Source organism: Aequorivita echinoideorum, from assembly GCF_018476645.1.
GTDB lineage: Bacteria > Bacteroidota > Bacteroidia > Flavobacteriales > Flavobacteriaceae > Aequorivita > Aequorivita echinoideorum.
Map to the genome: position 1 here is coordinate 549,206 of NZ_JAHCTB010000002.1, position 12,284 is coordinate 561,489.

Annotated in this window: 13 protein-coding genes and 1 tRNA gene; 5 read left to right on the top strand and 9 right to left on the bottom strand. The window is 38.1% G+C overall.

Going from position 1 to position 12,284, the window contains the following annotated elements; genetic code table 11:
* Positions 1-31 precede the first annotated feature (31 nt).
* The gene (gene rpoN, locus KIV10_RS06335) at positions 32-1,492 is read left to right on the top strand and encodes an RNA polymerase factor sigma-54 (protein WP_214112638.1); all 1,461 of its coding nucleotides are present in this window, start codon (positions 32-34) and stop codon (positions 1,490-1,492) included.
* Entirely contained in the window at positions 1,492-2,097 is a 606-nt protein-coding gene (locus KIV10_RS06340; RefSeq protein WP_214112639.1) for a hypothetical protein, read from the top strand. Before rpoN ends, KIV10_RS06340 begins: the two co-directional genes overlap by 1 nt.
* Here the strand turns inward: KIV10_RS06340 and KIV10_RS06345 are convergent.
* From KIV10_RS06345 to KIV10_RS06380, 8 genes are all read right to left on the bottom strand, one after another.
* Positions 2,092-2,805 carry a porin family protein gene (locus KIV10_RS06345; RefSeq protein ID WP_214112640.1) on the bottom strand — a complete coding sequence of 238 codons (714 nt, stop codon included), beginning with the start codon at positions 2,803-2,805 and terminating at the stop codon, positions 2,092-2,094. The two genes, KIV10_RS06340 and KIV10_RS06345, sit on opposite strands and share 6 nt — an antisense overlap.
* A 92-nt stretch (positions 2,806-2,897) precedes the next feature.
* On the bottom strand, positions 2,898-3,374 hold the full coding sequence (locus tag KIV10_RS06350; protein WP_214112641.1) for an ExbD/TolR family protein: 477 nt from the start codon (positions 3,372-3,374) through the stop codon (positions 2,898-2,900).
* A gap of 11 nt (positions 3,375-3,385) precedes the next feature.
* A complete protein-coding gene (locus tag KIV10_RS06355; RefSeq protein ID WP_214112642.1) occupies positions 3,386-4,009 on the bottom strand; it encodes an ExbD/TolR family protein in 624 nt (207 codons plus the stop codon).
* Positions 4,009-4,434, bottom strand: a complete 426-nt coding sequence (locus KIV10_RS06360; protein ID WP_214112643.1) for a hypothetical protein — start codon at positions 4,432-4,434, stop codon at positions 4,009-4,011. The genes KIV10_RS06355 and KIV10_RS06360 overlap by 1 nt, the downstream gene beginning before the upstream one ends.
* Before the next feature lie 14 nt (positions 4,435-4,448).
* Positions 4,449-5,267 (bottom strand): MotA/TolQ/ExbB proton channel family protein, encoded by an 819-nt coding sequence (locus KIV10_RS06365; protein WP_214112644.1) that lies wholly within the window; start codon positions 5,265-5,267, stop codon positions 4,449-4,451.
* A 178-nt stretch (positions 5,268-5,445) separates the two neighbouring features.
* Positions 5,446-5,533: transfer RNA gene (locus KIV10_RS06370), tRNA-Ser, on the bottom strand.
* Between the two features lie 77 nt (positions 5,534-5,610).
* The gene (locus KIV10_RS06375; protein ID WP_214112645.1) at positions 5,611-6,639 is read right to left on the bottom strand and encodes an asparaginase; all 1,029 of its coding nucleotides are present in this window, start codon (positions 6,637-6,639) and stop codon (positions 5,611-5,613) included.
* A 9-nt stretch (positions 6,640-6,648) separates the two neighbouring features.
* Complete coding sequence (locus KIV10_RS06380; RefSeq protein ID WP_214112646.1) at positions 6,649-7,413, bottom strand: TatD family hydrolase; 765 nt, start codon at positions 7,411-7,413, stop codon at positions 6,649-6,651.
* 19 nt (positions 7,414-7,432) lie between these two features.
* On the opposite strand from KIV10_RS06380, the gene KIV10_RS06385 reads away from it, so the two are divergent.
* From KIV10_RS06385 to KIV10_RS06395, 3 genes are all read left to right on the top strand, one after another.
* On the top strand, positions 7,433-7,897 hold the full coding sequence (locus tag KIV10_RS06385; RefSeq protein ID WP_246516212.1) for a retropepsin-like aspartic protease: 465 nt from the start codon (positions 7,433-7,435) through the stop codon (positions 7,895-7,897).
* Between the two features lie 75 nt (positions 7,898-7,972).
* The gene (locus KIV10_RS06390; protein ID WP_214112647.1) at positions 7,973-9,979 is read left to right on the top strand and encodes an ATP-binding protein; all 2,007 of its coding nucleotides are present in this window, start codon (positions 7,973-7,975) and stop codon (positions 9,977-9,979) included.
* Positions 9,976-10,617, top strand: coding sequence for a response regulator (locus KIV10_RS06395; protein WP_214112648.1), 642 nt, complete (start codon positions 9,976-9,978; stop codon positions 10,615-10,617). The genes KIV10_RS06390 and KIV10_RS06395 overlap by 4 nt, the downstream gene beginning before the upstream one ends.
* Positions 10,618-10,918: 301 nt before the next feature.
* Here KIV10_RS06395 and odhB read toward each other — a convergent pair whose 3' ends face one another.
* Entirely contained in the window at positions 10,919-12,247 is a 1,329-nt protein-coding gene (gene odhB, locus KIV10_RS06400; RefSeq protein WP_214112649.1) for a 2-oxoglutarate dehydrogenase complex dihydrolipoyllysine-residue succinyltransferase, read from the bottom strand.
* Between the last annotated feature and the right edge of the window lie 37 nt (positions 12,248-12,284).

The window sequence follows — 12,284 nt, forward strand, 5'->3', positions numbered from 1 at the left end:
TTTTTAACTTTATATGTAGTTAATTCAAGCAATGTTAAAACAGCAACTCAATTTTAAACTTTCACAGAAATTATCTCCACAACAAATACAGTTGATGAAGATGATACAGCTTCCCACGCAAGCTTTTGAGCAACGTATTTCTCAGGAATTAGAAGAAAATCCCGCACTTGAAGGCGGTAAGGAAGAGGCAGATAGTTATGAGGATGAGTTTGACAATAACACGGATGACACCTATGATGAAGGTAATGAAGTAATTGAAACCGAGATAAATGTTGATGATTATTTGAGTGATGATGAAGTGCCCAGCTATAAGCTTTCGGCAAATAATTACAGCGCTGATGATGAAGAAAAGCAAATGCCATACGCCGCTGGCACATCATTCAATCAACATTTACTTCAGCAATTGAATACTTACAGGCTTGATGAAGAGGAGGAAGAAATTGCAAAATTTTTAGTGGGCAGTGTTGACGAGAGCGGCTATATTCGCAGGGAGTTGCAGGAAATTGTTGATGATCTTGCTTTTACCCAAAATGTTTACACCACAGAAGATAAAGTAGAAAAAGTGCTGAAAATTGTTCAGGAACTGGATCCAGCCGGGGTTGCCGCACGCGATTTGCAGGAGTGCCTTTTGCTTCAGCTTGAGAGACGCGAGCCGACTCCTTCGGTTACCTTGGCAATCTCTATTATAGAGGATTCCTTTGACCACTTCAGCAAAAAACATTACAAAAAATTACTTCAGAAATTTGATATTTCAGAAGAACAGCTTCGCGACGCCATACACGAAATAGAAAGTCTCAACCCGAAGCCGGGAGGAACCTATTCTGGCAATAATAGAATGGTCGAACACGTAGTTCCAGATTTTGCAATAAAAATTGTGGATGGTGAACTCGATCTTACGCTTAATGGTAGAAATGCCCCAGAATTGCACGTTTCTCGTGATTACACCAATATGCTGAAGGGATACAAAGAGTCCAAGGATAAATCGAAATCCCAAAAGGATGCCGTAATGTTCATTAAACAAAAACTGGACGCCGCAAAGTGGTTTATAGATGCAATCAAACAAAGACAGCAGACGCTTTTTGTGACTATGAATGCCATTATGCATTATCAGGAAGAGTATTTTTTAAGCGGCGACGAGCGCAAGTTGCGGCCTATGATCTTGAAGGACATCGCGGATAAAATTGGAATGGATGTTTCAACAGTTTCCCGAGTTGCCAATAGCAAATATGTGGACACGCCCTATGGAACAAAGCTTATTAAGGAATTTTTCAGCGAGTCGATGACAAACGATCAAGGTGAGGAGGTTTCAACGAAAGAAATAAAGAAAATTTTGGAAATAACAATTTCTGAAGAGAACAAGCGCAAGCCATTAACAGACGACAAACTTGCGAAAATTTTGAAGGAAAAGGGGTATCCCATTGCCAGAAGAACCATCGCGAAATACCGGGAACAGTTGGATTTGCCCGTGGCTCGTCTCCGAAAAGAAATTTGATGAAATTCTTCCTTAAAATTGCCTCATATCTTTTCCATCCACTATTGATGCCGTTGCTTGGTACGGCGCTCTATTACACTGTTACCCCACGATATCTCGAGCCGGAATTAATACAGGCAAAGCTTTTTGCAATAGCCATAATAACACTCTTTATACCCATAGTTGTATTTTTTCTTTTGAAAAATTTGGGGGTTGTTGAATCTATTCATTTAAGGGAAGTAGGTGAGCGAAAATATCCATTAATGATTCAATGTGGGTTACTATTGTTAATCATTAAAATGGTATTTGATCCTTATGATGATCCAGAACTTTACTATTTCTTTGTGGCTATTTTATTTTCAACATTTAGTGCATTGATCATGGTTTTTTTCAAAATGAAAACCAGTCTTCACCAGATAGGAATATCTGGCGTGCTAATGTTCATAATTGGCCTAAGTGTACACTTTAAAGTAAATCTCTTAATATCTATAAGTGTATTACTTTTTGCAAACGGTTGGGTAGCATCCTCTAGGTTATCCAGTGATTCTCACAATTATCCGGAGTTGATTTTAGGTTTACTCTTGGGAGTTATTCCACAGATAGTAATGCTAAATTTTTGGTTATAAAATGTAAAACATCAGTCCAATTTTTATTGTTCTGAAATCTACTGCCTCGCCATTAACCGTAAAGGCATCTTTGAAGAAAGGATTTATGCTGTACGAGCCATAAAAGTTAAATGTACTAAAGCCAAAACTTAACGTTGCAGAAAGCCGTAATGGATCAAATTCAGGGATTTTAGTTTGATTTACATTATTATTTGGTTGCTTGAAGGTTGAGCGATAGTAAAATGCATAGCCTACTCTAAATCCGGCATAAATTCTCCAGAAATTACTTTCTGTTGAAGTGGAAGTACGCCAGCGAAATTGAATAGGAGCTTCAACAATTGCCATTGTAAATCTATTTCTGGAAAAATCAATTTCGTCTTCATTCAATACTCTGAAAATCGTATTATCCATAGCGCTTTCTCCTATGAAAAGATTTTGTCCAAATTGGTCAAAGGCCAAACCAGCGCCAACCGCAATTGCTACGTTTCTTCTTTTATTGATTGGCATATCTCTCGTGAATCCTCCTTGAATGCCACCGCTAAGACCGCGGATCCTTACTCCAGAAGGCGCAGAAGATATTAGATTATAGGTAATGCCAATGTAAAATTGATCCTCTCTGTATAATGAATCAATACCAGCACCAACTCTAATGGTGTCTTGTGAAAAGCTCGCAATGGAGATTAATGCACAAAAAATAAATATGAATTTTTTGAAATGTTTTTGCCACATATTAGGATAAAGATAAACGTATTTTTCAAAATATTAGAAACTAAAAACGCCTTGAAAATTCAAGGCGTTCAATTAAAAACTTTAACTTTTAACTATTGACTATCTATTTCATTTCCTGGAGAAGTGATATAGATTATTTTCAACATATTTAGGTCACGTAGTTCCTGCTTAATGTCTGTTACAAGCCCAGTATTGGTTTCTTCATCAACTTTTAGCGCCACCATTACCCTATCTTGTAATTCAGGCAGAAGCTTTTGACGCGCTTCGGTGAGAGCAAATTTAATATTTGAAACATCTGTAAATTTATCCCCAATCTGGATTTTACCTTCCTTTCCATATTTGTCCTCATATCTTTCGCTCGGTTTTCCAGCGTAAATATATACAGAACGATCTTTTTGAAGCTTTTCAACTTGATCTGCTTTTGGAAGGGTATTTTTCACAAGCAAATTATCATCCCTCAACACGGTTACCACCATAAAAAAGAATAGTAGCATAAATACAATATCTGGAAGGGATGCCGTAGAAATGGCGGGCAATTCGCTGCTTTTTTTCTTTGTGAATTTTGACATATTAAATTAAATTACGATCCAGATTTCTTTGGTTCAGCTTCAGATAACTTCTGCGGGAAAAGTTTTTGGATAGTCTCAAGTTTTTCTTTGGCAGATTCCTCATTTCCATTATAGGTTCCTTCTTCAATCGCTCGATTCACTTCAGTAAACTTCCACCCATACAATCTCTCAGATTCACGATCTCTCAAAACATTGTAAGCTGCAACCAATTCATTTTGGACTGCTATATACATTTTGTAAGATGTCAATCGATCGTTCTGCACTGAAATTACAGCTTTATCTGGATTATCTGAAGACGCTGGGTCTCTATCACCCTTGCAGTAGCTACAATACTCTGGAGAACCTGCAGGTGCACCTCCATTATCTAGAAATTCAACTGCTGCTTGGCGCAAATCTTTAAGCTCCATTAATTCGTCTTCAACCAATAATTGATCATTCTTATTAACGTTAACTATAAAGAGATTCTTTTCCTTAATTTTTACCTGTTCATCCGTCGGCGGTTCTTTAGGCGGTAGCTGCCTAGCAATCCCCTTGTCTTTTTCAATTGTAGTTGTTACCAAGAAAAAGATTAGCAAAAGGAAAGCTATGTCTGCCATAGACCCTGCATTAACTTCAGGTGTTGATCTTCTTGCCATTATTTTGTTACTTTTTTAATTCCGCTGAAGACCATAGCACCTATGGCCAAAATTGCCATAATGTAAAAAGCATAGAGCCCTGTACCAACCCATTTTGAGCCACTGGAAGAAAGCATTTCGCCTTCTTGCATTTGCATCGGGGTGCTGTCAGCGAGCACATAGCTAATTGCGACGATAAGCAGAAATGCACCTACGGACATTAAGGTTCTTTTGATATTTCCTTCAAAAATTCCTTTTAGTACGAATACTAATACAAACGCAATTACAATAGCAAATATTATGTAGGCTACGTATAGAAATCCATCTACACCATATCCTGTAGCAGTTACTTCTTCATCTCCTTTAGAGACAATCATTGCCAAAAATATAATCCCGGCAACACTAAGAAGCAATGCAATTATTTTAATGATTTTGTGTAAAGCCATTTTTATCTAAATGTTTATGCGTTTGGAGTTCTGTTTTTGTAATCGAATAACATATCGATCAAAGTAATGGAAGCATCTTCCATACTGTTTACGATGCTATCAATTTTTGCAATGATATAATTGTAAAATATTTGTAGGATAATAGCAACGATCAAACCGAATACTGTCGTCAAAAGTGCCACTTTAATACCACCAGCAACAAGAGATGGGTTCATATCGCCAGCTGCTTGAATTTGGTCAAATGCCAGGATCATACCAATTACAGTACCCATGAAACCAAGCATAGGCGCCAATGCAATAAACAGGGAAATCCAAGAAACGTTTTTCTCTAATTGACCCATTTGCACACCACCATAAGCCACAACAGCTTTTTCAGCAATGTCAATTCCTTCATCTGCACGGTCAAGTCCTTGATAATAGATTGAAGCAACCGGACCCTTTGTATTTCGGCAAACTTCTTTTGCAGCTTCTATGCCACCGCTATTAAGAGCATCTTCTACGTTTTGAGCAAGTTTTTGAGTATTAGTTGTTGAAAGGTTCAAATATATTATTCTCTCAATAGCAATCGCCAAACCAAGGATTAAACACAAAAGAACAATCCCCATAAATCCAGGTCCACCTTCCACGAAACGCTCTTTTAAATTTTGGTGCCAGCCCTTATCAGCAGTTTCGTCCGCAGCAGGTGCAGGCTCATCTTGAATAATTGAAACCGTAGCTGCCGTAACCAGTGCTTGGGAGCTGGTTGACATAGTTTGGGCTGTTGCAGCATTTGCATTTAATGTGCCTACAAAAACCATTGCGGCCACTGCCATAATAGAAAATAATTTTTTCATTGCTATCGACTTAAAGTTTGTTTTTTAGTTAAAGGTTTAAAGATATAAAATTATTTAGTTAATCTACAATATTATTATTTGCGAGGGAAAAACAAAGTAACGGGTTCGTTATCGAATTGTTATCAATTTCAACAAAATCTTAACAGACTGTATCTATGCTGCACAAATTGAATTTTTGCAGAGAGGAAGGGATTCGAACCCTCGATACGCTTGTGGCGTATACACACTTTCCAGGCGTGCGCCTTCGACCACTCGGCCACCTCTCTATTTTTCCATTATAAATGGAAATGGAACGCCAAATATCACAAAAAAATAACGCCATAAAAAATTTTGACGGCATAATTTATTTCATTTCGCCGCGTAAAGACGTTTCATATATGGTTTTGAAGCTATTAGCCGAAACTTTTTGGCCCAACATATACATTAATTTTGCAACGGCAGCTTCAGTAGTTATATCTTTTCCGCTAATAACGCCAATTCGTTTAAGGTCTGTACTAGTTTCATAAAGCCCCATATTCACACTTCCGCCGGTACATTGTGTTACATTTATTACCGGGATTCCAGCCTTAATCACTTTTTTTATCGCAGTTATAAACCACGCTTCATTTGTGGCATTGCCGCTGCCGTAGGTTTCTATAATCAACCCCTTTAATTCTGAAAAATTTAAAAGATGCTCCACAGTTTCTTTCGCAATCCCGGGAAAGATTTTCAACAATAAAATTTTGGATTCCAAGATTTTATGGACTTTCAGTTTTTTTCGTCTATTGGGTTTATAGATTGCCTCATTATTCACTACTAAATGTACGCCGCTTTCTGCTAATTCCGGATAATTCATTGAGGTAAAGGCCTCAAAATGCTCTGCATTTTGTTTCGTGGTTCTATTGGCTCGATATAGTTTATATTCAAAGTAAAGACAAACCTCAGCAATTTTTGAAGCACCCTTTTCCTGCAATGATGCCAGCTGGATGGATGTTATTAGATTTTCTTTCGCATCTGTTCGCAAATCTCCAATGGGGAGTTGCGAGCCGGTAAAAATTACAGGTTTGCCCAAATTTTCCAGCATAAAACTAAGCGCCGATGCGGTGTAACTCATAGTATCGCTACCGTGAAGCACTACAAAGCCATCTACCTCACCATATTCATTTTCAATAATCTCCGCAATTTCTACCCAATATGTTGGATTCATATTTGAACTATCAATGGGCTTGGGAAATGTGGTGGTCGAAATCTCGCAGTCAAGCAATTTTAACTCCGGAATGTGGTTCAGCAATTCGTCAAAATTGAAATTACGCAGTGCGCCGGTCTCAAAATCCTTGATCATCCCGATGGTCCCACCTGTATATATAAGGAGTATTTTTGGTGTTCTGTTCATAAATTCGAATTAAATTCCGAAAATTTCTTTGGAATTCCTAGTTGTAATTTCTGCAATTTCTTCTTCCGAAATCCCATAAATTTCCGCGAGTTTTTTTGAAACCAAAACAATATAACTGCTTTCATTACGCTTGCCGCGGTGAGGAGCTGGGGCCAAATAGGGCGAATCTGTTTCCAGCACGATATTTTGCAATGGGATTTTTTTCAGAAAAGTATCTATTTTACCATTTTTGAAAGTTGCAACGCCACCAATTCCCAATTTCATATTGTATGAAATTGCCATTTCTGCCTGCTGGAGTGTACCCGTAAAACAGTGAAATATCCCGAAGAGATTGTCATCCTTTTCAGATTCCAAAACTTCAAAAATCTCATCAAAAGCTTCCCGGCAATGGATTACGATTGGCAACTTATACTTTTTTGCTAATTGGATTTGACGCCTAAAAGCTATTTTCTGAATTTCCAGCGTGCTTTTATCCCAATAGAGATCGATTCCTATTTCGCCAACGGCAAAAAAATTTCGGTTTTCAAATTGTTTTTCAACGTGCGCCAATTCCTCTTCATAATTTTTCTTTACGGAAGTGGGATGAAGACCCATCATTAAAAATACGTTCTTTGAGTAATTCCTTTCCAAAGCATACATCGCTTCAGTATATCCAGAATCTATGGCGGGAATGAAAAAACGCTCGACACCCGCTGCAAAAGCGCGTTGCATCATTTCATTTCTATCTTCAGCAAAAGCTTCGCTATATAAATGTGTGTGGGTATCTGTCAACATAGCTGCAAAGCTACTTATTTTGTTTGCTATCTTTACAGAAAAAAGAGTGAAGCAACTTCGAAAGTTTATGGAGGAGCAGGGTTTTTCGCGTATTCCACTTAAAAAACTTGCTACTGGGCATTATTTATTCAATGCGCAAATAAATTCCGAAAATGGAAATTTCATCCTAGATACAGGTGCCTCAACCAGCTGTATCGGCTTCAATTATACCGAATATTTTAAATTGGCAAGCGAGGAAAGCCTTATAAAAGCTGCGGGCGCAGGCGCCGTGAATATGGAAACGCTTTTATCGCGGGGCAATACCTTCAAACATACAAATCTTGAAGTGAAAAAAATGGATTTCATTTTATTCGATCTTTCGCATGTAAACCAAGCATTACAGCAGGTAAATGAGAATCCCGTCCACGGAATAATTGGCGCAGATTTCCTTAAAAAACATCGTGCGGTAATAGATTACGGCCGTAATTGTTTCTATGTAAAGTAGAAGCAGTGCCATAAAGAAGCTGTTGTTTATAAAAAATCACTATTTTTATTGTCTCCCCGCAAAAGTTTTTTTGATTTGAAAAACCTCTCAGCATTACTTTTTGTAATTATGCTCGCACCATTTGTAGGTGTTTGCCAGGATATTTCATATTTCAGAAATATTGTGGATACTACAGAAAATCCCACCATTAAACTTGCCGCGTTGGACAGCTTGCTCTTCAAGACTTTTAGGCAAGACAATGACGCCTTCATTAAATACAGTCAAGAATATATAAACCTTGCACAAGAGATTGACAGTGTAGAGCCCGCCGCCAAAAAAGCAATGAATCTTCAGAATATTCTTACCAATTATGGTAACGATCCGCTAAATGCAATTACTATAATTAATGGCGTTTTAGCTAGAAAATACAAAATTAGGGACAGTTTTTTACTTGGCGGACTTTACAGTAAACGCGGCAATGCCTACGCAAAAATTGACTTAAAAAAAGCCATTGAGGATTATACCACCGCGCTTAAAAATTTTTCATCCACAGATTTGCTTCATATTGCTGATGCCTACCTTTACAGGGGCCAAGCGTATTCCAGCCTAGGCAAATTTGTGCTTGCAGGAGAGGATTTCAAAAAAGCGTACGGTATTTATGAAGACAATAAAGAGTACCGCTATATGGTTTTTGCGCAACAGGGTATCATTAATATGTTCAGCATGAATGGTTTTTATGAAAAAGCAAAACTGGAGCGCGACATACTTATAGAAAAAATGAAATCGCTGGGCCTCAATTCATATCTCGCAAATGAGTATTACAACCAAGCGCTGGATTACAAGAAAATGGGCGAGCGGGATTTGGAGTACAAATCCCTTTTAAAAGCTGAAAAGGTTTTCGATAGAAATTCACCGGACAAGTCCACATATATTGGCATCCATTCACGGCTTATCGAGTATTATTGCGAACACGAACAACTGGAAGAAGCCAAAGCCCATGTTGCTCTTATAGATAAGGAAGAATATCAAATCTTTAATGACAATAGCACAGAGCTCAATTATTTGAGCGGAAAGGCTAAATATTTATTGACCACTGGGAAATACGATGAAGCCCTAAAACTTGCAAAACAAAAACTGGAAGTTGCCAAAACATTCGGGATAGAGGATGAAATAATGAATTCCTATTTTCTCCTTTCAGAGATTTTTTATGAAATGGGCGATTTCAAAAAAAGTCTGGATAACAATAGGGCGGCTGGGGCCATCAAGGATTCTATTTATAACAGAAGTACCGCTACATCCCTGGCCTATTACCAAACACTCTATGAAACGGAGAAAAAGGAAAAGGAGCTGGTAGAAAAAACCACAAATATTTCCTTGCTTGAAAAGGACAACGAAAGCTTCAAAAAAGCAATATTGCTTGCCGGTCTCGCAATTTTGTTGGGTTTCGGAATTATAATTTTATACAGAAATCAAAGGCATTTAAAGGGAAACAAAACGCTTCAGGAAAAATTCAGTCAAGAGCTCATTGTCTCGCAGGAGAGCGAGCGCAGGCGAATTTCAAAAGATTTGCACGATGGGATTGGGCAACAATTGCTTCTGATAAAAAATAAATTGATAGACAGCAATGATATTGAAACAAAAAAAATGGTAGATCTCACCATTGAAGAAGTCCGAACCATTTCACGCGATCTCCATCCATTCCATTTGCAGGAATTAGGGATTACAAAAGCAATAGAATACACTATAAATTTAATTGACGAAAATACCAACCTTTTCATTTCAGCGGAGATTGACAATATTGATAATATTTTTTCAAAAGAAGAAGAAATGAATATTTACCGCATTGTACAGGAAAGTTTGAGCAATATTTTGAAGCATGCCAAGGCCGAAGCCGGGAAAGTTTCCATAAAAAAATTCAGGAATAATATTTTGATTTCCATTCGCGATAATGGAGCTGGATTTGATTTTAATGAGAAATTCCAGGACGTAAAAAGCCTTGGCCTTAAAACATTGTTGGAGCGTACCCGGTTTTTAAGGGGGCAAATGAAAGTGACCTCAAAAAAAGAAACAGGAACTTTACTTGAATTTCAATTTCCGCTATGATTGCTAAACCATCCATAATTATTGCAGATGACCATCCCCTACTTTTAAAGGGACTGAATGACTTTTTGATTGAAAGGGAATACAACCTTGTGGGGTTGGCAAATGATGGTCTGGAAGCCTACAACCAAATTGCTGAAAAAATGCCGGAAATAGCCATTCTAGACATTCAAATGCCGCAAATGTCTGGAATTGAAATCGCCCAGATATGCCGAACAAAACAATTTACTACAAAGATTGTATTGATTACGCTTCATAAAGAAAAGGAATTGTACCAAAAGGCACAAGAACTTAATATTTTCGGATACATATTGAAAGAATTTGCTCTGGAGGAAATTGAGAATTGTATAAAAACAGTAACTGATGGAAAACATTTTTTCAGCCCAAAAATAAAGGAGCTTATTTCAGGGTTTTCCGAAACCGAAACTGAAAATCTAAATATTCTTACCCCTTCTGAAAAAAAGATTCTAAAGCTTATTGCAATGGATAAAACCACGCGTGAAATTGCGGAACAACTTTTTATTTCACACCGTACCGTGGAAAAACATAGGAGCAACATTATAAACAAACTTAAGATTACCGATCCCAAAACCAATAGCCTCCTCATTTGGGCCAAGGAAAATCATGAATTGCTGAAATAGAGCACGTTTCTTAAAGAAATCTTAAAATTACGTACTAGTACGTATTTCATATTCTTTTAAATTTTAGGATATTTACCGTATGAAAGATTCAGTTATTATAGATGATAATGATAAGATTGAAACAGAAACTAGCAATCCAGCCGTGGTTGTGGTTGCCGTTTCAGTAGTGTTAATTATCCTATTAAATTTAGTGGTGAACTTTATATTTTATTGAAGGGAGCTGCAAGCGAATGTTCAATAACTAACCAAAAAAAATCCGGCCTTATGGCCGGATTTTTTCATTATATTCTTAATAATTTGGTTACAATTCCAATGCGCGTTTTACATTATTGTTCATCAATAAATCCTCGGGGCTTTCAAGCGCTTCTTTAATAGCCACTAAAAACCCAACGGATTCGCGCCCGTCAATAATTCTATGATCGTAGGACAGCGCCACATACATAACGGGTGCCACAACAATTCCACCATCACGAACAATAGCGCGATCTACGATATTGTGCATTCCCAAGATTGCAGATTGCGGTGGATTGATGATAGGCGTGGAAAGCATACTGCCAAAAACACCGCCATTTGTAATGGTAAAAGTACCACCCGTCATTTCATCCACGGTAATATCTCCTTCGCGAGCGCGCAAAGCCAATCGTTTTACCTCATCTTCAACTCCTCTAAAGCTCAGATTTTCAGCATTTCTGATTACTGGAACCATTAGACCTTTTGGCCCAGATACCGCAATTGAAATATCCTTGAAGTCATATGAAACTTTATAATCCCCATCAATCATGGAATTTACATCCGGGAAAAGTTCGAGGGCTCTTACCACGGCGAGCGTGAAGAAGGACATAAAGCCCAAGCCTACCCCGTGTTTTTCTTTGAATTGCTCCTTATATTTATCGCGAAGTGCAAAAATGGCACTCATATCCACTTCATTGAAGGTGGTGAGCATAGCGGTTTCATTTTTTACTGAAACCAAGCGCTCCGCAACTTTTCTTCGAAGCATTGAAAGTTTTTTGCGCTCACTGCCTCGTGAACCATTTCCGGGGGTTCCCATGGATGGCGTAGCATTTGAGGCATCTTCTTTAGTAATCCTTCCGTCGCGTCCGCTTCCTTTTACATCTTTGGAATCTATACCTTTTTCATCCAATATTTTTTTCGCTGCCGGAGATGTACTACCAGTGGCATATGTTTTTTTATCCTGCGCTTGATTGGGAGTGGAAGGTTTTGAAGGTGTTTGTTTTTCCGCCTCCAATTTTTTGGAATTCTCTTTTTTATCTTCCTTTTCTTTCTCTTTTGCTTTTTCCTTATCTAAATCTGGACCAGAATTTTCCCCACCGGTTTCATCGCCTGCATTCTTGTAGGTTTCTGTTTCCTCATCTTCGCCATTGCCCGGTTTTTTTGCGTCGGTATCAATAAGGCAAACCACTTCACCCACACCAATAACGTCGCCCTCTTCGGCTTTTAATGTAATAATTCCGCTGGCTTCCGCGGGGAGTTCAAGCGTGGCTTTATCACTATCCACTTCGGCGATAGCCTGATCTTTTTCAACATAGTCACCATCTTTTACTAACCAGGTTGCTATCTCAACTTCGGTAATGGATTCTCCGGGAGACGGAACTTTCATTTCTAGTGCCATAATTTTATCTTTTATGAACCTGCCTTTTGAAAGCAGG